Below are 945 nucleotides of genomic sequence, written 5' to 3' on the forward strand. Positions count from 1 at the left end.
AAGAACTGTCAACGGGCGTGACTGCAGAGTCTGACGAGTTCTCCGTCGAAGAGACGCCTGAGGGCGACATCACGTTCCCGGACACGTTCGACGAGAACCTGGGTAACACCGGCGAAATCGTTGTCAACATCAACAACTACGACGGAGCGGTCTACGTCCAGTTCGGTGACGAAGACTCATCCAACTACCAGACGCTGCTCGAAGTCGAAGATACGAGTGACAGCGGCAACGTCACGATCGAGTACGACACGACGGAGGTCGGCACAAGCGCCTTCAGTCTCGCAGACAGTGACGACTCGCTCGAGCACCTCTACAGTACCGACGGTATTGACGCACCGCTCGAGCCAGGCCACAGCTACAGCCTGACTGCTGGTATTGTTGCAAACGCCACGGAAGGGAACGTCACTGACAAGACCGACGGCTCGTCGTTCTACCTCAATGAACGTGAGGGAATGAACGGCCTCGAAAGCGCGACGGCTCCTGCTGCTGACGACCTCGACGATGCGGTCGTCACTGAAACGGACGAAATCGCAAACGGTGACCAGCTGCTCGGTGTCATCGAAGCGAACGACGTCTTCGCACTCCTCTCGGAGGACGACGACGCAGACAGTCTCGCCAGCAACGACGTTAACATCTCCGTGACCGAAGTCAACCCTGGCGCAAACGCTGAGCCAGAAACTTGGTCGAACATTGATGGAGTAGGGACCGAAGCTGCAGATGGACCAGAACTCACTGGTGACGACATCGAGATCGTCGAAACCGACGAAGAGAACGGCACTGTTCTCTTCGCCCTGAACAGCTACGACTTCCTCGAGAACAACGAGGCATACGAACTCAACGTCTCGCTCGAAGAAGGCAACGTCCTCCTCAGCGGCGATGAGGACGAAAGCGTCAGTACCGAGTTCTCGCTGGCTCAGCCAGAACTCGAACTCGACGACTCGAACG

At 57.1% G+C, this 945-nt stretch carries 1 protein-coding gene; it reads left to right on the forward strand.

The window, feature by feature from the left end; all coding sequences use genetic code 11:
- Nucleotides 1-17: 17 nt before the first annotated feature.
- Nucleotides 18-945 (forward strand): DUF7827 domain-containing protein (locus C481_RS20185; RefSeq protein ID WP_152422227.1); only part of this gene is annotated, 928 nt, incomplete at its 3' end.

The organism is Natrialba asiatica DSM 12278 (assembly GCF_000337555.1).
Taxonomy (GTDB): Archaea; Halobacteriota; Halobacteria; order Halobacteriales; family Natrialbaceae; genus Natrialba; species Natrialba asiatica.